The sequence below is a fragment of the uncultured Zhongshania sp. genome (assembly GCF_963975605.1).
GTDB lineage: Bacteria > Pseudomonadota > Gammaproteobacteria > Pseudomonadales > Spongiibacteraceae > Spongiibacter > Spongiibacter aquimaris.
In genome coordinates this window covers 1-17788 of sequence record NZ_CAXBHN010000003.1, presented here as the reverse complement: position 1 = coordinate 17788, position 17788 = coordinate 1, and the positions used below count along the sequence as shown (strand labels likewise).

Sequence of the window (17788 nt, the reverse complement as noted above, 5' to 3'; positions counted from 1 at the left end):
GTAAAAAAAACCTCGGCATTTGCCGAGGTTTTTTGCATTTAGGGCAGCTTGTTTTGTGTTTGTAAATTAGTTCGTTAGTAAGCGCCGGATACGCCCAAAGTGTTGCTTCTCCTTATCTCGACGTTGTAGCAGTGTCTTAATCATTGTAGTGATTTCCCCCGCGACCACTTCGCGAAGAGAGATCATTGTTTTTTGAGCAAGTCGCTTACCTTTGTATTTACTAAGGTCCAATGGCTCACCAAATTGGATATAACACTTTTGCGGCTTTGGAATCAGTGTCCGGAACAGTCCTAGGGGAATGGGGCCCATTAAATCACTGCGGGTATTTTCATTGATAAGGCCGAGTTTGGTGAGAGCGCGACCGACTATGGTGTTAGGAAGATCTTCTCCTTCAATAAGGTGGTCATAAAAATCTTCTGGCCCAACAATGGCGGTGGGCACAATGGTGTAGCCGTGTTTGGCTGCTAGCTTGATGAACCCGTAGCGTTCCTTCCACAACAGTTGGTATTTTTTGTCGGCGGTCTTAGTAGCCTCATGAGCGCCGCCGGGAAATACAATTAAGTCACTGCCATTTTCCATCAGCGCAGAACACACCTCGGGATGACCAATTACAATACCTTGGTTTAGCAATAAATTTTCGTTGATGGGGTTCCATAAAAACTTGTCGCTCAATGCACGTATAAAGCGGCCATGTTCAGCGAGCATTGGCAGGCCAATAATGGGGCCGTCGACGGCGTACATAGCGTGATTTGCGACAAATAGACAGGGCTTGCCAGGGATGTTCTCAATATCAAGGATTTGAGGCTGAAACATTCGCTTGATGATTTGATAGCTAAAATTTCGCACCTTAGACTGGGGCGGCCTTACTTGTAGGACTTTGTCTATATAGCGGACTAAGTCCTGCCCGCTATAGGGTTCAGCGTTTTTGTCGGTAAATGCCATGTGGTGATCCTACTTGGGGCGTGAACGGCCACGTATCTTAGCAGAGCAGGATGTTTAAAAGTAATTTGCTAAATATATCATTCAGGATTGGAATTCCGGTGTTTATGACGGGCTGTTTTAGCCGTCGCCTTGATTTGAGTTGTGATTCAGGTGGTGGTCTTGACAGTATTGCGGTTAGCCCAAGGGAATTATGTCGTTTTAAAAGAGAGCTTAAATAGGTATTGTGTCGACGGTAAATTAATCGGCGCAAGTGGTCTTTGAAATAGATGGGATTTGTAAATGGACATAAATGACGCGACACCAGTAGGTTTTGAATTAGTTGATTCGGCCCCTGGCTTTGATACTCATATGGGTAATATTTATATAAAGTACGTGGGTGAGAAGAAAGTGCTGGGGTTTCGGGTTCGGGATCATCATCTTAATATGGCCGGGACCTGTCATGGCGGCGTACTTGCTTATCTTGCCGACATGCAGCTAATGTCATTGGAGGAGCAAATAAGCGGCGATAATGTTCATTTTCCCACCAAGAGTTTGGATATTGATTTTATTGCGCCGGTGCCCCCCAACGCGTGGATAGAAATTGAGGCAGATCTGGTAAGAGAAACTAAAGGATCACTTTATTCGCACGCCGTGATGAAGGTCGACGGCCGCATCGTTGTGCGAACCACCGCTTGCTACCACATTTCGAAATAACTAGCGGCTAACTAGCAATAGCGTTCTTAGCGAGTGTCAGGGTCGAAAAAACACAAAAGCCGATATGCGGAAAGTCATCGTGTCGTTACCGGCTTTTTACCGGGCAGGAAATCATCTAAATGACCCTGCCAGCTCTTTGCGACCTCAACTTTTATATCTTTTGCGGTAATGGCTTCACCACACCCTGAGCAATGTGTGGTGGCGCGCATTTCCTGCCCGCAGGATTTGTGGATATGAATGATGGGTGCGCCCCGTTCGTCGCTCATATGTTTATCGCCCCAGCCAACTAGTCCAAGTATCACGGGGTGGAGCTCCAGTCCTTTTTCGCTGAGCCGGTATTCTTCGCGTAAGGGCCGCTCTTGGTAGGGGGATTTGTAGAGCACGCCGTAACTCACTAGCTTTTTAAGCCTATCGGTGAGCACGTGGCGGGTAATGCCAAGGCGCTGTTCGAAGGCGTCGAAACGTCTTACCCCCAAAAAACAGTCCCGGAGTATGAGTAAAGTCCAGCGATCGCCGACCACCGCGAGGGTGCGAGCGAGTGAGCAGGGTTGCTGATCAAGGTCTTCCCAGCGCATAGAACAGAATCCTAAAGAACACAGGCACTAGAATAAATTGACAAGTTCTAAAAAGGAACCTATATTTTGTTGGTTCCAAAAAAGAACTTACGGTGATTTATGAGCAATAGCAAACAAGAAAAGCAGGTGGCGGTGGTTATCGGTGCCGGTGATGCGACTGGTAGTGCTATTGCCCGTCGCTTTGCTCGCGAGGGATATAGTGTGGTGGCAACGCGTCGCAATGCGGACTCCATGCAAACACTGCGTGAGGAAATAGAGGCTGAAGGTGGCGTGGCGCATACGCAGGCGTGTGACGCTAGAAATGAAGAGGCCATGGTCGATCTGTTTGCTTCGATTGAACGGGATATTGGCCCAGTGGGCGTGGTGGTTTTCAATATCGGCGCGAATGTGATGTTTTCGATCACTGAGACGACTGCAAGGGTGTATCAAAAGGTTTGGGAAATGGCGGCGTTTGCTGGTTTTCTCACTGGTCGAGAGGCGGCTAGAGCGATGCTCCCGCGCAACAGCGGTACGATTATTTTTACCGGCGCTACGGCATCATTGCGTGGCGGAAGTGGTTTTAGTGCTTTTGCCAGCGCCAAGTTTGCCCTGCGGGCATTGGCGCAAAGTATGGCTCGCGAACTCGGTCCCCAGGGTATTCATGTGGCGCACTCCATTATCGACGGCGCGATTGACACGGCCTTTATTCAAGACAACTTTCCGGAGAAATACGCTAGTAAAGCGCAAGCTGGCATTCTCGATCCCGACCATATTGCCGAGCAGTATTGGCAAATACATTGTCAGCCCAAAGACTGTTGGACCCATGAATTTGATTTGCGTCCCTGGCAAGAAACTTTTTAAAGGCATTGAATAACATGAAAAAAACAGTGGAATTCTTTTTTGATGTAGGTAGTCCGGCGAGTTATGTGGCGTGGACGCAACTGGCGGCATTGGCAGAGCGTACCGGGGCCGAAATTATTTTTAAGCCGATGTTATTAGGTGGCGTATTTAAAGCGACTGGCAATCAGTCGCCGGCGATGATACCCACCAAAGCGCGCTATATGATGATGGATTTACAGCGCGCGGCAGATCACTACGAAACTCCATTTAGCTTTAACCCGTATTTTCCAGTTAACACCCTAACCTTGATGCGCGGTGCGGTGGCGTTTTTAGACACACCGCGGTTTCACGACTATATAACTGCCATTTTTACGGCACTGTGGGTAAATGAGAACAACATGACCACCACGGAGGGCGTGAGTGAGGTTCTCAGTTCAGCCGGTTTTGATCCGGCGGAAGTTCTCGCTTTGTGCGAACAAGATGCCGTGAAAGCGCGCTTAAAAGAGATTACGAATGAGGCGATAGCGCGTCACGTGTTTGGTGCCCCGACGTTCTTTGTTGGCAACGACATGTTTTTTGGCCAGGATCGCCTGGATTTCGTCGAGCGCGCTTTACAGTAAGTAAGGCGTAATTTTGACGGGACGCTTGCGATATTCCAAATAGTAATGCCAACGTCCCGCGCCAAAGTTTATCCAGGCTACCAGGCAAGATATGCGACATGTTTTTGGCTATCTAATTTTGTTGTTGTCTGCAGCTAGCCTAGCCGCCTGCAGTGCGGATGATTCCGCGGCGAGCGAAAATAGTTTAAAACCGGATCAGGGTTCTAGTGTATCCGTAAGATTTAAGTGCCAAGACTTTGGGGCGCTTGAAGTCAGATTTCTGGGGCCGGATAGGCTGCAATTATTCAGGAGCGGGGAGGCGGAAGTATTAACAAGGGAGCGGAGCGCGTCTGGAGCTCGCTACGCCAATGCCGATACCCGTTTTTGGAATAAAGGAGACGAGGCGCTTTTAACTATAGATGGGCGAGATTTCCGCTGCGTTGCACCAGCTATGTAGTGCGACGTTTATAAAAACAAGCGGCCAATCAAGGTAGAAACGGCAGTTTCGGTTTTTAAAATGCGGGAGCCAAGGCTGAAGCTCTGCAAGCCAGCGTCGATCAGTTTTTCGCATTCGTAGGGGATAAACCCACCTTCCGGGCCAATGGCCAACACACAATCTTGCTGCACTTTTTGAGGTGGACTTTGTTCCGAATAGGGGTGGGCCAGCAGCCCTATTTTGTTTTCTAGCAGGCTGGGCAGTTCATCTTCCACAAAGGGTTTAAAGCGCTCAGCTCGTCGCAGCGTTGGCAACACCGTATCGCCTGCTTGTTCCAGGCCTTCTAGCATGGCCTTGTGCAGCGTTTCCTCGCTGACGAGGGGGCTTTGCCAGTAGCTTTTATCAACGCGATAACTATTGAGCAGAATGATCTCTGATGCGCCGAGTTCGGTCGCTGAGCGAATAATTCGCCTCGCCATTTTGGGTCTGGGCAGGGCAAGTAATAACGTCAGTGCCAGTTTCGCAGGCGGCGGGCTGTGCAATTCAAATTCAACGCTCACGCTGTCATTGTTAATTGCAGTGATGCTGGCGCTGCCGGTGAGGCCATTTAACATGCCCACTTTAAGGGTGTCGCCAAGCTTGGCGCGCAGCACATTGCGAATATGTGCCGCGCGGTGGTCTGTTAGCGTGATGTTGTGTGACGTGGGATCACAGCCTAAGTCTTCAGGCCGCAATAGCAGCAGGTTCATTAGGCGGGTTCAGCCCACAGATCGTAATCGTCAGAATCGATGATATTTACGATCAGAGCGTCGCCGGGTTTCACGTCGGTAAAGCCGTCCAAATACACTTTGCCGTCGATTTCTGGTGCGTCGGCGACACTGCGACCGATAGCGCCTTCTTCATCGACGGTATCGATAAGAACTTCCTGTTGCGTGCCAATTTTGGCGCGTAGGCGTTTGGCGGAGATTTCCTGGGCGACCACCATAAAGCGCTGCCAGCGATCATTCTTCACGTCTTCTGGCACTTGCTCGTCTAGCTCATTGGCGGTGGCGCCTTCAACTGGTGAGTATTCAAAGCAGCCGACGCGGTCGAGTTGGGCTTCCTGTAGCCAGTCCAGCAGCATTTGGAAGTCTTCTTCGGTTTCTCCGGGGAAACCGACGATAAACGTTGAGCGAATAACTAAGTCTGGGCAAATCCCCCGCCATTTTTTAATGCGCTCCAAGGTCTTTTCTTGGTGAGCTGGGCGCTTCATGGCTTTTAGCACTTTGGGGCTGGCGTGCTGAAAGGGAATATCGAGATAGGGCAGAATTTTACCCTCGGCCATCAGTGGAATGACATTGTCGACATGGGGGTAGGGGTAAACATAGTGCAAACGCACCCAAACACCCATTTCACCTAAGGCTTCGCACAGTTCCAGCATGCGGGTTTTTATTGGGCGACCATCCCAAAAGTCGAGCTTGTATTTGGTGTCTAGGCCATAGGCGCTGGTGTCTTGTGACACCACCAAAATTTCGCGAACGCCGGCGTTGACCAAGCGCTTGGCTTCTTCTAGCACGCTGCCGATGGGGCGACTCACTAAATCACCGCGCATAGACGGGATAATGCAGAAGCTGCAGCGGTGGTTGCAGCCTTCGGATATTTTTAAGTAGGCGTAATGGCGGGGAGTTAATTTAACGCCCTGCGGTGGCACCAAATCGATAAAGGGGTCGTGCTGTTTATTGGCGGGGGCCCATTCGTGGACGGCGCCAACCACTTCTTCATAGGCTGCTGGGCCACTAACGGCCAGGACGTTGGGGTGTACCGCGCGAATTTTGGCATCGTCACCCATGCAGCCGGTCACGATAACCTTGCCGTTTTCTTTTAGGGCTTCGCCGATGGCGTCTAAGGATTCTTGCTTCGCGCTATCGATAAAGCCACAGGTATTGACGACAACCACGTCGGCGTCATCGTAATTTGGCACAATGTCGTAGCCGTCGATACGCAATTGGGTGAGAATACGCTCGGAATCGACCAGGGCTTTCGGGCAACCCAAACTTACGAATCCAACCCGTTTTCTTGCGTCTGACATACTCATATTGTGCTCATACCTGGCGGCGTTTAGTGAATTTGGAAAAGCGCGCAATTTTAGCACGGCCGCTCGGCTAGCCATATACGAAGTGGGGTGTTTGCCTGCGACGATAGCGTTAATAGTGCTGAAAGTGGTTCTAAGCCGCGTGTTGGCGAGGGAATAATGTTGTGAATTCGATCCAAACGCCGTCCACATCAGGTGCTATTGGCAGCTGCAGCGACGGTAGTGAGGTGATAGTGATTTCAATCTTAACTTATTTGCCCTGAGTGCTCCGTGTTGCTCAGACGGCTGGCGTTTAATTGGGAACTAGCTTAGTGGCTTGCGGTCAATTACAGGCTTAGGGAGGCGGTTTGGAGCGGATATGACACCAGCAGTTAATTTGCTCAAAAAGCAGAAGGTTTCCCATACCGTCCACACTTATGAGCATGACCCAAGCAGCACGTCGTATGGCTTGGAGGCCGCAGAGAAACTCGCTATTGCACCTGAGCGGGTATTTAAAACCTTGGTTATCACGTTGAACACCGGTGATCTTGCCGTGGCGATATTGCCCGTGTCCGCAAAACTAAATATGAAGCAGGCAGCCAGGGCATTGGGTGCCAAGAAGGCCGCAATGGCAGGGCCCGCCGAGGTAGAGAGAGCGACGGGCTATGTGTTGGGTGGTGTTAGTCCGGTGGGGCAGAAGAAGTTATTGGCGACCGCGATTGATGAGTCAGCGCGGCAGTACGCTACTCTATTTGTTAGCGCTGGTCGGCGCGGATTAGAGCTGGAATTGGCTCCCGAGGATTTACGGGCGCTTACACGGGGTGTTTTTTTCGAGCTCATTTAATAAAGCTTGGTTTTCAAAAGCGAATATTCGGATTGGAATGGGGGATTGGAATGACTAATTCTAAAGGTTCAGCGGCCAGTGCGCTGATTTTGGGGATTTCGCTGGTCTTGGGACTTGCGGTACTCGGTGTCCTACTCGGTACCGCAGTGACGCAATACCGCCAGTTTGAGCGCAGTGTGACGGTAAAAGGCTTGTCTGAGCGTGAGTTTACCGCCGATATTGCGATCTGGCCGCTGCAGTTTACCGAAGCCAGCAACGATCTGCCCAAGCTCTATATCCTGTTAGATGAGCGAATCGCGACCATTAAATCCTTTTTGCGCGACAAGGGTTTTTCCAGTGATGAGATATCTGTGTCGGCGCCAGCGATTACCGATAAATCTGCACAGCAATATGGCAATAACGGTGGCTCGCCATTTCGTTATACTTCGGAGCAGACGGTGACGGTATACACCGACAATATCGAAAAAGTACGCGAAGTGAGTCGCGAGCTGTCTGAACTAGGTCAAAAAGGCATCGCCTTTAACGGCAATAATTATCAGGCCCAAACCGAGTATATTTTTACCAAACTCAATCAGGTCAAACCGACGATGATTGAAGAGGCAACGCGTCAGGCACGCGCCGTTGCAGAGAAATTTGCCGCTGATTCCGACAGCGTATTAGGCAAAATTAAGCGGGCCTCGCAGGGCCAGTTTTCAATAAGTGACCGAGACAAAAACAATCCGCACATTAAAAAAGTGCGCGTTGTGTCTACGGTGGAATATTATCTTTCAGACTGATTTAACATTCGGTTTGCCTGATTTACTCAGGGTTTAGCGGTTGGTGAAATGCAGCAATTTTTAGGTGTAATAAAACTGGTGTTAGCACTTAGCTTATTCGGTGCTGCCACAATAAGCTGGGCTGACAGTAACGGCGAGGAGAGTTCAGCGTCGGTAAAAGCATTGCAATGGCGCGGGGCTTATCAGTCTCAGAAATTGAGTCTTGATAAAAAGCTCGGTGGGCGTGTGCCTGAAGGCTTTAAAGCGGGGCTTACCTCCCTTGCGTCGCAACACCAGTTTCACAGCGATCGCGCCATAATGGGCGTCTTGCTACCCGGGGCAAACCTTGATTCAACACAAGCTGTAAATCTTACTAATTTTAAGAGAGGCATGATCGAGGTCGAGTTGGCTTTTCGTTTAAAGCAGCCAATAAAGCATGCGGTGGCCGACGTTGCCAGCCTAAAGAAGCTCGTGGCCGATGTTGCTCCTGCTGCGGAATTACCTGACTTAGGCTTTAAAAGTGTGGGTATGCCAAGCGTCTTTGAGATTGTTCGTGCCAATGCGGCGGCGCATAGCTTTGTTGTTGGCGAGCCGGTGGCTATTGGCAGTGTCGATATTGATGCGATAACAGTGGGCTTGCATCACAATGATCAAATTGTTTTTTCAGCACAGAGTAATTCGCTTGCTGGCGGCGGCCAGTGGCCAATGTTGCTTGAATTAATTAACGACCGTGTGGCGCAGGGCTGGGTTATTTATCCTGATCAATGGCTATTGACCGGTGCGCTGGGACAGATGTTGCCTTTGCAAGCAGGGCGTTACTACGCCTCCTTCGGAGAGCTTGGCGTCCTGTCCTTGTTGGTTGAAGCGAATGCGCCGATTGAGCCACTTTCAGATGTTGATTATTGAGTCTTCGCAATAGTGCCTAACTGGCAGATGTCGGCGCAGGGTGCTAAGTAGTTGCTGACTATCGTCTTTATTTAAAAAATCACCAATTGAAACCTGTTCGCCGCAGTGGCTTAGGCTGATGTGTAAGGGGTCCCAAGGGTGGGGCTTTACCGTAACGAGTATATAACTGGTGTTTCTGGGCCACCGCCAGCTGCGTTCGCGGCGCCGATGGCCAATGTCAATACTCAGGGTTTGTGGGCTAAGACTGACAATTTGCTGTATTTGCAGATTTCGAAAAGTTCGGCTCAGTAACAGCCATAAGATCAGCAGCTCTAAACCCATAAAGGGTAATACCAGCCAGGCGCCGATGACAATGAAGCCAGTACTAAAGAGGGTGTTCACCGCCATTACCGCAAATATGATGCGGCGGTTTTGATCCCAGCTAGCAGAACAGTTTGGGCGCAGAATGATTTCTGCGCTGTCCTCGTGGTCTTGAATTGCAATCATAATGCTCAGCCTCTTGCTTAATTAGAGTCTAGCAGTTGCGGCGTTTGCTGCAGGTTGGTTCGGCCTTTACTTTTTGCTACATCGTCAGTGCGTTGCGGGTCGCCGCGTCCCCTACAGCCCGAGTTGTTTAGCATTTTGCTAAAAACGCCTAGCTTTAAACTCCGCAATTCCTTGGCATTGTAGTCCCTGCTTCCATTTGTGCCCATATTAAACGGGTTGTGAGCGAGTCCAGTCACGGCCTGCCTATATCCATCGGGGACATCGGTTTTGCAATTTATGTTGATGTGTAAGGCGCTGGATTTAAATTAAACATAATTATAATTATTAACTGAGCGCAGAGCGCTTGCTTAGTTTTTTAAAGCTGCTAATCTCGGCTCCATGAATACCGCATTATTTTATGTAGTTAAAAGTTTCAATTTCGGTGCAGTTTGCGCTGGGATTTTTGTCGCCTTCCTCTCCTGAGGCGATTGAGTTTTACTCAGTCGCCCGCAACACACCAAGCTAATCGTAATTAATTAGTAGCGAATTTTTTTATTTTCGCTGGGTTTTTGCTATGGAGAAAATGATGCAAGACTTAACCCATATCCCTATTTTTGTTAAGCAATCTGATTATCAAGTTTTAAGCGAATTTCTGCGTCGCAATCGATCAGAGGCGGCGCAGGACTTACAGTCAGAGTTAGATCGTGCAGACATTGTTGAGGACGGTGATTACAAACACGATTTCGTTTGTATTAATTCCTTGGTCACCTTTATTGATTTAGATTCGCAATCGAAAACGAGCGTTACCTTGGTGATGCCTTGGCAGGCAAACGTCACGACATTAAAAATCTCCGTGCTGTCGCCAGTGGGATGCGCACTATTGGGGTTGCAAAAGGGCAGTGAAATTGAGTGGCCGCTATTGAATGGCAAGGTTCGGCGCTTGTCAGTGCAGAATATCGATATTCCGGCCTGCAAAAGCGAGCGCCGTCAGAGTGCAAGCGCTGGCTAAGCGCTAGTTACAATAAATCTTGGCGAGCGAGCCAGTCACCACACAGTTGAATGGCTTCCTTTAATTGCGCTTCCTGTCCGAAGTAATAATGGGTGGCACCCTTAATTTCGTGCATTTCTTTGTTGTCGTGAGCTATCGCATCAAAGATTCGCGTGGTGTGGCTCGGTGTGCAGGCGTCGTCTGCACTGTTGCCAATAACGAGGGCGGGCACGCTGATAGTCTGGGCGCAGCGCAGTCCGTCAGCATTGGAATCATCGTAACTCCACTGCGATAGCCAGCTGCGCAGCGTGCAAAAGCGGGCGAGACCAACTGGGCCGTTATTGACCACCTCAGGGTCACCCAAGTAACACCAGCGCGGCTTGCGGTCATTGGCGTCAATAGTCGGGTCTAGCCAGCGAGGATCGGCCATGGTGCCATGCACCACAAAAGCGAATTCATCATTGGGGCGGCCGCTGTCCTTCAGACTTGCTAATTTCTCTTTAACCCATGCCGTAATTTTGCGGTTACGGGCAATTTGCGCGGCGCGGTAACGCTCCAAAAACGCTGCAGAATAGGGTGGCTGGTTGGTATTCTCGGGATTGTAAATATCCAGTTCCGGGTCGCGGTGATTTGGGTCTTGTTCATCTAAAATCGACGCGTCCATCCACTCGGTTAATGTGTGGGTGCGGCTGATGTGGGCTGCCAGCATCATAATGCCATCAGCGGGAATTAGGCCTTGAATCGTGAGGTCTACCGCATCTCCGGCGGGTGTCTTAGTAATGGTCGGGTTTTCTGCCTGACTTTGGTAGAACATCGACAGCGAGCCGCCGCCGCTCCAGCCCGCGAGTATCACTTTATCGAAACCAAAGGTTTCTTTGGCGTGACGAATACAGTTACCTAGATCAATAACGACTTTTTCCATGATCAGCGCGGTGTCATTGCCGGGATATCGACTTTGGCAATAAATCACCGGATAGCCAGCCTTGGCCAGCTCGGTAATCATCGGTAGATATTCGCCGCCACCCACGGGGTGCATAAACACAATGACATTGTTTGTTTTCGGTTCTGCCGGACGCAGCAGATGTGACTTCAAGGCGCCAAAATCCATTGGCCCGCCGTAGGTCTCTTTAAATGGACTTTTGTCTTGATAGAAAATTAAATAAGGTACGCGCTCGTAGGCTTTTTTCTTATTGGTCATGACGATACTCGCTGCTTGCTCACAAGAAAAGTATGGGTGGCAGTAGAGCAATTCTTAGATAATATGTCAATTATCTTTACTAAAATAGCGATAGCTATGCTGGTTATTCTAGGTCGATACCGCATACAATGGCATGCTTATCGTACTCGTAAATGTATTTACCTTGCGCTTATATGTCACGAGTGGCGGTGCATTTAAGCACCGTATATGCCTGGATAATTGAATGAAAAAAATAGCAGAGCATCAGGATTTTTTGATTGGCACCTTGGCTTACGCCTTGTTCTGGATGGACGAGAGTCTGCAGGCCAGCCTAGAAGCGGCGGGCTGGGAGCGAATGAATCGAACCAAATCAATGATCATGATAAGCGTGACCGTGGGTATCAATCGCCCCGCGTTCCTGGCGCGCAATCTAGGTGTCAGCCGACAGGCTATTCATCAATTACTGCAGGGTATGAAGGATGACGGTTTGTTGGAGCTGGTGCCAGATCCCGCCGATCGTCGCGCTAAAATCGTTCAGTTTAGTAGCGCCGCCGATAAAATTCGCCAAGATGCGGAAAAGGCTATTATCGGCATAGAAGACGAGCTCGGTAATCGCATTGGCAAAGCCCAATTAAAACAATTAAAGCAGGCGCTGAGTAAGGGCTGGGGCCCGATCGTTGTCGTGCCGCCGGTCTAGTACACCTTCAATATCATGTTGAAGGAGTACCCGTGGAGTGATTGCTAATGCCCGCTTTGTTAGCGGGCGCGTTTATCAATTTTAGCTGCACCAAAGGTTTCTTCTTTAAGTGGACGAGTTTTTTCGGTCCACGCTGCTAATGAGCTCCTTGCGTCGTCGGTGTGCTGTTGCATTAGTGACGGGTCTGTCGCGCGGCAGGTAATTTCAACTTGTATACCGTTGGGGTCATACATATAAACCGAGTGCACAAAGCCGTGGTCAATGGGGCCGAGGCAGGTTTTGCCTGCGTCGTTGATGTGCTTGTGCCAGGCCAGTAAATCTTCCATTGTTTCTGCTTCTAAGGCTAGGTGCATGTCGAAGCTGTCTTTGCGGCCAAAATCGGCTTCTTTAGAAATGCCGGGTTCGTCAAAAAACGCGAGGTAGTTGCCGTCGCCCATCTCAAAGAAAATATGCAAAAAATTGCGGTTGCGGCCGAGTCCTTCACCAAAGTCGATGTCTTCCTCAAAGGCAGCAGCTAATTTTAAGCCAAGCACGTCCTCGTAAAACCAGCGAGTTTGCTCTGCGTCACGGCAGCGGTAGGCGGCGTGATGAATATTGTGTAATGGCTTTAGTGATGCGTTCATACTGATCTCGCTACTCAGGTAATGGCTATTGTTGTTATTGTTGGTGTATCACAGTGATATTGCCGTTATCATATATAAAGTCAATTTACTTGACAATAAAAAGGCGTCTTGTTTGTATTGTCGACATTCATAATCATAAGAATAGGGGTGTGTTGTGAGCGAATCTTGCGGGTGGTTTGACGTTCGTCAGCGGGCTAAGGCATTTCTGGAACAGCGTATATATCCTGCTGAAGCCGTGTTGCAGGGCGCCGATAAGGCGGCCTCTGAGGCCAAGCTTGTGGAGTTGGTGGTCGAAGCCAAGGCTGCAGGTTTATGGGCCTTGGGGCACCCTAAGGAAATCGGTGGGCAGGGCATGCCCTTTCTCGATTACGTGTATATCAATGAAGTGATTGGCCGCTCTGAATACGCCCAGCGCGTATTTGGCACTTATTCCTTACAAGACTCTTTGATGCTTAAGCAGTACGCGTCGCCACAGCAGCAGGAGCAGTATTTGCGGCCCTTGGTTGCCGGTGAAATTTGCCCGAGTTTTGCCATGACCGAGCCAGCGCTGGCCAGCTCCGATCCGACGCAATTACAGACCAGTGCCGTACTTGAAGATGGTGTTTGGCGTATCAATGGCCACAAGTGGTTTACCACCGGTGCGGATATCGCCGCCTATACAACTATTATGTGTCGCACGGAGCCTGAGGCGCCTGACCACAAAGCTTTCAGCATGATTTTGGTTCCCACCGACGCGGTGGGCTATGAGATTGTGAGAGATACGCCGCTACTCGGATTAAATAGCGGCCATTTCGAAGTGAAATACAAGGATATCCGGGTGCCTGAACATCACTTGCTTGGCGGTCGCGGCGAGGGTTTTGTGATCGCGCAGCGACGTTTGGGGCCAGGACGAATTTTCCATTGTATGCGGTGGCTGGGTCAGGCTCAGCGCGCCTTCGATTTAATGTGTGAGCGCCTACATAGCCGCAGTGCGTTTGGTTCTAGCCTCGCAGATAAGCAGCTCATGCAGCAACACGTATTTGATAGTCTCGCCGAGATTCAGGCTTGCCGACAGCTCACCCTGCACGCTGCGCGTTGCATAGACAGCGGCGACGCTGCGCGGGTGGAGATTGGGGCGATCAAAGTGGTGGGTGCACGCATGCTCCACAATGTGGTAGATCGCGCTATTCAAGTGTATGGCGCGGCGGGCCTTACCGACGATACGCCATTGAGTCGAATGTATCGCCACGCCCGCGAGGCACGTATCTATGACGGTCCAGATGAAGTGCATATTCAATCGGTTGCCAAGCAGGTATTAAAGCGCTATCGCGACAATGGTCAGGGCTGGGATTTTGGCGAGCGCGATGCGGAATGGGCGGGTGATCTGTGAGTGAGGCGGCGGCAGTGGCGGCGCCAACAACGAGAGCGGAGGATTTGCTGGCGCCATTGGAAAAAGCACTTTCAAGGCAGTTTGCTGAGCCCGTTACTATTGCGGGGCTGCGCCGTCTGACGGGCGGCGCGGCTGCCCAGACCTGGGCATTCAGCGCTATGACGTCGCAGGGTGAGCAGGCCTTGATATTGCGCCGTGGCAATGATGCCAGCCAATTTGGCGGAGCGCTTAGCAAATCGCAAGAGGCTTACGTTCTTGGTGCTGCGGTTGCCGCAGGCGTGCCAGCACCGGCGATAGTTCTGAAGTTAAGTACTGAGGATGGCCTGGGCGAAGGATTTATCATGCGTCATATCGCTGGTGAAACCCTGCCGCAGAAAATACTCAAAGATCCACGCTACGCTGTGGCTAGAGGAAAAATGGCGGGGCAGTGTGGCGACATTTTAGCGGCTATCCACGCTGTGCCGCTAAAGACGGTGACTGGATTGCATCGGGCTCTGGCGGCAGATCAAATTGCATTTTATCGACAGGCTTATGACGGCTATCAGCAATCCCTGCCGGTGTTTGAATATGCGTTTCGCTGGCTCGCCGAACATATCCCGCTCTGTACCGAGGAAACCTTGGTGCACGGGGACTTCCGCAACGGCAATTTGATAGTGGACGAGGACGGTGTTCGCGCCGTGCTCGACTGGGAGCTGTCGCATATTGGTGACCCCATGGAAGACTTGGGCTGGCTCTGTGTAAATTCCTGGCGCTTTGGGCGAATTGATAAGCCGGTCGGTGGCTTCGGTGACCGCGACAGCTTATATCAAGCCTATTCGCAGGCGAGCGGCCGACAGGTTGATCCTAAGGTGGTGACATTTTGGGAGCTATTTGGTGTGCTCAAGTGGGGAGTGATTTGCCTATATCAATGCGATATGCATTTGAGTGGCCGCGAGCGTTCACTGGAGCGAGTTGCTATCGGCCGCCGCGTTTCCGAGTGTGAGCTAGATATTCTCGATTTATTGCGGGGGGAGTAGACGTGCCAGTAAATAAACCAAATATTAGTCAGCTATGCGATGCTTTGCAGTCATTTTTAGAAGCTGAGTTAGCGCCAGCGGTCAGCGACAGTGCGCTTAAATATAAGCTCAAAATTGCGGGCAATGTGCTGGGGATCATCGCCCGCGAGTCTGAGTTGGGTGAGGAATTTAAGCGCCTAGAGCGTGACCAACTCAATACCTTGTTGGGTGATGACGGCTCAGAGAGAAGCCAAAACCAGCGCCTGGTAGAGTTTATAAATAGTGCTGATATAAGGCCTGGGGAAGACGACATACTTCCAGTCTTAGAGCGCATTACCTTAGCCAAAATGGCGATAGATAATCCGCACTATGCTAGTTATGTAAAGCATGTTGACCCCTAAATGCTGGCTTTAGGGCCTTATTGTGAAGTCCGGATAGCTGAAGGGCGAGTGATTTGTGGGCGATTTTCTTGCTTATTTTTTCGTAAAAAGCAGTAAGTCGCCCAGCAGGTGGAAATGGAATCTCGCGGAAATCTGTAGTTTTTTGGCGCAGACAAATACAAGCCAATGTTAAGACCTATGTGCGGGGTTTTAGGCCGACGGCTAATTTAAGCTTTGGCTCCGCTTTCGAGTGAATCAGCACCCAAGCTGTGATTGTCGCGGTACTGGTGCGGCGTCACGCCCGTCCACTTTTTGAATGATCGGATGAAGGCGCTGGGCTCTGAGAAGCCGAGTTGATAAGAAATCGTTTTAATCTCTCTATTGTCGTGTAACAAATAGCCAATCGCGGTATCCCGGATCAGTTCGTTTTTGATTAATCTATAATCACATCCTTCCTGCCGGAGGCGGCGACGCAAGGTTTGCGGTGTTAGTCCAAGTGACTCGGCCATGTTCTCGTAGCTCGGTATTTCCGGTAGCGATTTTCGAATGATCCGCCTTATTTTCTCTGTGTAACTGCTACCTTGGTTGGGAATGTGCAGGAATTCGCTGGGTACCCGAGAGAGGTAGTCGTCTAGCTCCGCGGTGGAACGAATGATGGGTAAACTCAGATATTGCTGGTGAAACACGATTTCACTGTGGTCTTGTGCAAAGCGGGTATCGCTGAAAAATAGGTAGTGGTATTCGCCGCTGTGACTTGGTGCTGGGTAATTTAAATTCACGCGATGAAGGGGGATTGTGCTGCCAGTTAGCCAGCATAAAAAGCGGTGGTTTATCATCAGGTGCTGTTCGTAAACCCAGTCAGTTAATGTCAGCCCTAGGTCTGCTTGGAGTCGGTAACTCATGTAATCGCCGCTGCGGACCAGCGCCAGGCTAAAGCCGAAATCGAATAAATTGTAAAAGCTAACATTGCGCTCTATAGCTTGTTTTAAGTCGCTGGCGCTCTGTTGATAGTAGGCTAATGCGTGAAACGTACCGTGCTTTTGTGGCTGTCGATAATGCCCCATACCTTCGTCACCGGTGGCGTCGGTGATCCATTTATTTAGCTGGGAGAGCTGTGTTGGCGTGACCCTGGCGCGTGGGCTGTTTATCGATTTGGGGTCTATCCCTGCACGCTCCAAGAGCTCATTGTAATGGCGCCTTGGTAGCCCGCAGCCCGACACCATATTGCGGATAAAGGCGATGGAGATGGTCCTGTTTTCCATAAAATACCGAGAGAAATTGGCCTGACTATTTCCCTGCAGACCAGTTTTTAGTCGCAGGCGCACACTTCAGAGTTTTCAGTACTAACTTGTAACATAATGTCTATCGTATGTCATTGACGGTCATTGCGGAAAAGGGGTTAGGGGGCGAACCTCTTGTCCACGTAATAATCATGTCAGTCAGGGACAAAAAGTATGGCTAATACAGCTTTCATCTACGACGCAGTTCGTACACCTCGCGGTAAAGGTAAAAAAGACGGTTCGCTACATGAAGTGAAGCCGGTTGACCTACTTGCCGGTTTACTTAACGGCTTGCGAGACCGCCACAATCTCGATACCAGTAAAGTCGATGACGTCATTATGGGGTGTGTTACTCCCATTGGTGAGCAAGGCTCTTGTATTGCCAAAACGGCCTTGTTGAAAGCGGGTTGGGATGAGCGGGTTGCTGGTTTTCAGTTAGACCGCTTTTGCGCTTCCGGTCTTGAAGCGGTCAACCTTGCTGCGCAGAAAGTGGCGTCAGGCTGGGAAGATCTTGTCGTTGCCGGCGGTGTTGAGTGTATGTCGAGGGTGCCTATGGGTAGCAACGGCGGCGCGTGGGGCGAAGATCCGCAAACCGCGTTTGATAGCGCCTTCGTACCGCAGGGTGTGGGCGCCGACTTGATCGCAACCTTGGCTGGGTTTAGCCGTGAAGATGTTGATGCCTTTGCACTTCATTCTCAGCAAAAAGCAGCGGCTGCAAGAGACGCCGGTTACTTTGATAAATCCGTTATGGCGGTTAAAGACGACAACGGCGTAACCATTCTTGAGCGTGACGAGTTTATAAAGCCCGACAGCAGCCTAGAGGGCTTGGCGCGGCTAAAGGCATCATTTGAGTTCCACGGTTCACTGGGCTATGACGACATCGCGCTTAGTAAGTATCCGCAGGTGGTTAAAATCAATCATATCCATACTCCAGGCAACTCCTCAGGCATTGTAGATGGTGCGTCAGCGGTACTGATCGGCAGCGAGAAAATTGGCGTCGAGTTGGGCTTAAAAGCCCGCGGCCGCATTGTTGCCACGGCGGTTACCAGTACCGAGCCGACCATTATGTTGACTGGTCCTGCGCCGGCAACTTGGAAAGTGTTGGAAAAAGCCGGTATGTCTATCGACGACATTGACCTGTTCGAAGTCAATGAAGCGTTTGCATCGGTAGTGATGCGTTTCCAAAAAGAAACTG

At 50.4% G+C, this 17788-nt stretch carries 20 protein-coding genes; 12 read left to right on the top strand and 8 right to left on the bottom strand.

The features are described 5' to 3' along the window. Window positions 1–66 precede the first annotated feature (66 nt). A complete protein-coding gene (locus tag AAC007_RS04555; protein ID WP_339674863.1) occupies window positions 67–942 on the bottom strand; it encodes a lysophospholipid acyltransferase family protein in 876 nt (291 codons plus the stop codon). A gap of 279 nt (window positions 943–1221) precedes the next feature. Between AAC007_RS04555 and AAC007_RS04550 the strand changes: the two genes are divergently transcribed. Continuing rightward, on the top strand, window positions 1222–1635 hold the full coding sequence (locus tag AAC007_RS04550) for a PaaI family thioesterase (RefSeq protein ID WP_339674861.1): 414 nt from the start codon (window positions 1222–1224) through the stop codon (window positions 1633–1635). A gap of 74 nt (window positions 1636–1709) precedes the next feature. Here AAC007_RS04550 and AAC007_RS04545 read toward each other — a convergent pair whose 3' ends face one another. Next, complete coding sequence (locus tag AAC007_RS04545) at window positions 1710–2210, bottom strand: helix-turn-helix domain-containing protein (protein WP_339674860.1); 501 nt, start codon at window positions 2208–2210, stop codon at window positions 1710–1712. A gap of 99 nt (window positions 2211–2309) precedes the next feature. Between AAC007_RS04545 and AAC007_RS04540 the strand changes: the two genes are divergently transcribed. Further along, window positions 2310–3050, top strand: coding sequence for an SDR family oxidoreductase (locus tag AAC007_RS04540; RefSeq protein ID WP_339674859.1), 741 nt, complete (start codon window positions 2310–2312; stop codon window positions 3048–3050). Window positions 3051–3064: 14 nt separating this feature from the next. Further along, the gene (locus AAC007_RS04535; protein ID WP_339674858.1) at window positions 3065–3649 is read left to right on the top strand and encodes a 2-hydroxychromene-2-carboxylate isomerase; all 585 of its coding nucleotides are present in this window, start codon (window positions 3065–3067) and stop codon (window positions 3647–3649) included. A gap of 444 nt (window positions 3650–4093) precedes the next feature. Here the strand turns inward: AAC007_RS04535 and AAC007_RS04530 are convergent, their stop codons facing one another. Together AAC007_RS04530 and rimO are read right to left on the bottom strand one after the other, a co-directional pair. After that, a complete protein-coding gene (locus tag AAC007_RS04530; protein ID WP_339674856.1) occupies window positions 4094–4813 on the bottom strand; it encodes a 16S rRNA (uracil(1498)-N(3))-methyltransferase in 720 nt (239 codons plus the stop codon). After that, on the bottom strand, window positions 4813–6138 hold the full coding sequence (gene rimO, locus AAC007_RS04525; protein ID WP_339674855.1) for a 30S ribosomal protein S12 methylthiotransferase RimO: 1326 nt from the start codon (window positions 6136–6138) through the stop codon (window positions 4813–4815). The genes AAC007_RS04530 and rimO overlap by 1 nt, the downstream gene beginning before the upstream one ends. 355 nt (window positions 6139–6493) lie before the next feature. Between rimO and ybaK the strand changes: the two genes are divergently transcribed. The 3 genes from ybaK to AAC007_RS04510 are packed head-to-tail and all read left to right on the top strand — an operon-like array spanning window position 6494 to window position 8619. Beyond that, entirely contained in the window at window positions 6494–6958 is a 465-nt protein-coding gene (ybaK, locus tag AAC007_RS04520) for a Cys-tRNA(Pro) deacylase (protein ID WP_295870913.1), read from the top strand. Window positions 6959–7008: 50 nt separating this feature from the next. Continuing rightward, on the top strand, window positions 7009–7734 hold the full coding sequence (locus tag AAC007_RS04515) for an SIMPL domain-containing protein (protein WP_295870915.1): 726 nt from the start codon (window positions 7009–7011) through the stop codon (window positions 7732–7734). 48 nt (window positions 7735–7782) lie between these two features. Next, window positions 7783–8619 carry a hypothetical protein gene (locus AAC007_RS04510; RefSeq protein WP_339674851.1) on the top strand — a complete coding sequence of 279 codons (837 nt, stop codon included), beginning with the start codon at window positions 7783–7785 and terminating at the stop codon, window positions 8617–8619. Here the strand turns inward: AAC007_RS04510 and AAC007_RS04505 are convergent. Then, complete coding sequence (locus tag AAC007_RS04505) at window positions 8602–9105, bottom strand: DUF2244 domain-containing protein (RefSeq protein ID WP_339674850.1); 504 nt, start codon at window positions 9103–9105, stop codon at window positions 8602–8604. The genes AAC007_RS04510 and AAC007_RS04505 overlap by 18 nt on opposite strands. Window positions 9106–9670: 565 nt before the next feature. On the opposite strand from AAC007_RS04505, the gene AAC007_RS04500 reads away from it, so the two are divergent. Then, complete coding sequence (locus tag AAC007_RS04500; protein WP_339674848.1) at window positions 9671–10093, top strand: GreA/GreB family elongation factor; 423 nt, start codon at window positions 9671–9673, stop codon at window positions 10091–10093. A gap of 7 nt (window positions 10094–10100) precedes the next feature. Here the strand turns inward: AAC007_RS04500 and AAC007_RS04495 are convergent, their stop codons facing one another. Then, complete coding sequence (locus AAC007_RS04495; RefSeq protein ID WP_339674845.1) at window positions 10101–11270, bottom strand: alpha/beta hydrolase; 1170 nt, start codon at window positions 11268–11270, stop codon at window positions 10101–10103. Between the two features lie 223 nt (window positions 11271–11493). Here AAC007_RS04495 and AAC007_RS04490 point away from each other — a divergent pair, with 223 nt between their 5' ends. Further along, window positions 11494–11946: a MarR family transcriptional regulator gene (locus AAC007_RS04490; RefSeq protein ID WP_219042052.1), complete on the top strand. Its 453-nt coding sequence runs from the start codon at window positions 11494–11496 to the stop codon at window positions 11944–11946. Between the two features lie 59 nt (window positions 11947–12005). Here the strand turns inward: AAC007_RS04490 and AAC007_RS04485 are convergent, their stop codons facing one another. Continuing rightward, window positions 12006–12569, bottom strand: coding sequence for a VOC family protein (locus tag AAC007_RS04485; protein WP_339674843.1), 564 nt, complete (start codon window positions 12567–12569; stop codon window positions 12006–12008). Between the two features lie 154 nt (window positions 12570–12723). Here AAC007_RS04485 and AAC007_RS04480 point away from each other — a divergent pair, with 154 nt between their 5' ends. The 3 genes from AAC007_RS04480 to AAC007_RS04470 are packed head-to-tail and all read left to right on the top strand — an operon-like array spanning window position 12724 to window position 15334. Further along, window positions 12724–13938, top strand: coding sequence for an acyl-CoA dehydrogenase family protein (locus AAC007_RS04480; RefSeq protein WP_295870930.1), 1215 nt, complete (start codon window positions 12724–12726; stop codon window positions 13936–13938). Continuing rightward, window positions 13935–14954, top strand: coding sequence for a phosphotransferase family protein (locus AAC007_RS04475; protein WP_339674841.1), 1020 nt, complete (start codon window positions 13935–13937; stop codon window positions 14952–14954). Before AAC007_RS04480 ends, AAC007_RS04475 begins: the two co-directional genes overlap by 4 nt. 2 nt (window positions 14955–14956) lie before the next feature. After that, complete coding sequence (locus AAC007_RS04470; protein ID WP_339674839.1) at window positions 14957–15334, top strand: DUF6285 domain-containing protein; 378 nt, start codon at window positions 14957–14959, stop codon at window positions 15332–15334. Between the two features lie 206 nt (window positions 15335–15540). Here the strand turns inward: AAC007_RS04470 and AAC007_RS04465 are convergent, their stop codons facing one another. After that, a complete protein-coding gene (locus AAC007_RS04465) occupies window positions 15541–16575 on the bottom strand; it encodes an AraC family transcriptional regulator (RefSeq protein ID WP_339674837.1) in 1035 nt (344 codons plus the stop codon). A 192-nt stretch (window positions 16576–16767) separates the two neighbouring features. On the opposite strand from AAC007_RS04465, the gene AAC007_RS04460 reads away from it, so the two are divergent. Next, the coding region (locus tag AAC007_RS04460; protein WP_339674836.1) for an acetyl-CoA C-acetyltransferase at window positions 16768–17788 on the top strand (1021 nt) is incomplete at its 3' end.

Coding starts and splice junctions, on each gene's coding strand:
- AAC007_RS04555 (WP_339674863.1), bottom strand. CDS start 942: ATGGCATTTACCGACAAAAACGCTGAACCCTATAGCGGGCAGGACTTA.
- AAC007_RS04550 (WP_339674861.1), top strand. CDS start 1,222: ATGGACATAAATGACGCGACACCAGTAGGTTTTGAATTAGTTGATTCG.
- AAC007_RS04545 (WP_339674860.1), bottom strand. CDS start 2,210: ATGCGCTGGGAAGACCTTGATCAGCAACCCTGCTCACTCGCTCGCACC.
- AAC007_RS04540 (WP_339674859.1), top strand. CDS start 2,310: ATGAGCAATAGCAAACAAGAAAAGCAGGTGGCGGTGGTTATCGGTGCC.
- AAC007_RS04535 (WP_339674858.1), top strand. CDS start 3,065: ATGAAAAAAACAGTGGAATTCTTTTTTGATGTAGGTAGTCCGGCGAGT.
- AAC007_RS04530 (WP_339674856.1), bottom strand. CDS start 4,813: ATGAACCTGCTGCTATTGCGGCCTGAAGACTTAGGCTGTGATCCCACG.
- rimO (WP_339674855.1), bottom strand. CDS start 6,138: ATGAGTATGTCAGACGCAAGAAAACGGGTTGGATTCGTAAGTTTGGGT.
- ybaK (WP_295870913.1), top strand. CDS start 6,494: ATGACACCAGCAGTTAATTTGCTCAAAAAGCAGAAGGTTTCCCATACC.
- AAC007_RS04515 (WP_295870915.1), top strand. CDS start 7,009: ATGACTAATTCTAAAGGTTCAGCGGCCAGTGCGCTGATTTTGGGGATT.
- AAC007_RS04510 (WP_339674851.1), top strand. CDS start 7,783: ATGCAGCAATTTTTAGGTGTAATAAAACTGGTGTTAGCACTTAGCTTA.
- AAC007_RS04505 (WP_339674850.1), bottom strand. CDS start 9,105: ATGATTGCAATTCAAGACCACGAGGACAGCGCAGAAATCATTCTGCGC.
- AAC007_RS04500 (WP_339674848.1), top strand. CDS start 9,671: ATGCAAGACTTAACCCATATCCCTATTTTTGTTAAGCAATCTGATTAT.
- AAC007_RS04495 (WP_339674845.1), bottom strand. CDS start 11,270: ATGACCAATAAGAAAAAAGCCTACGAGCGCGTACCTTATTTAATTTTC.
- AAC007_RS04490 (WP_219042052.1), top strand. CDS start 11,494: ATGAAAAAAATAGCAGAGCATCAGGATTTTTTGATTGGCACCTTGGCT.
- AAC007_RS04485 (WP_339674843.1), bottom strand. CDS start 12,569: ATGAACGCATCACTAAAGCCATTACACAATATTCATCACGCCGCCTAC.
- AAC007_RS04465 (WP_339674837.1), bottom strand. CDS start 16,575: ATGGAAAACAGGACCATCTCCATCGCCTTTATCCGCAATATGGTGTCG.